The sequence below is a fragment of the Candidatus Liberibacter sp. genome, assembly GCF_014048425.1.
Lineage (GTDB): Bacteria > Pseudomonadota > Alphaproteobacteria > Rhizobiales > Rhizobiaceae > Liberibacter.
The window spans coordinates 1-248 of sequence record NZ_JACETX010000095.1; the positions used below are offsets into that span (position 1 = coordinate 1).

Consider the following 248-nt stretch of genomic DNA (forward strand, 5'->3'; position numbering starts at 1 on the left):
TCAATAATTTCTCCATCATAGATCCAATCAAAACTAATTCCGTATTCATTACGAAGGAATAAGGCGTAGTTGATGCTGGTAGAGCATATACCCCTTTCAAAATGACATATGGCACTTTTAAGCGTATCAGACTCTACAGCAATATCTTTTATAGCCTTACCCTTTAATTGTCGTATTTCCCTTATACGGGCTCCTACTTCTTTCCAGTGACGTATTGTTTCTGGTGTTACGACCATTTCAGACTCATT

At 37.5% G+C, this 248-nt stretch carries 1 protein-coding gene; it reads right to left on the bottom strand.

From position 1 onward, the window contains the following. A partial coding sequence (locus H0G72_RS06085; protein ID WP_182017873.1) for a helix-turn-helix domain-containing protein occupies nucleotides 1–236 on the bottom strand: 236 nt, incomplete at its 3' end. Nucleotides 237–248 lie beyond the last annotated feature (12 nt).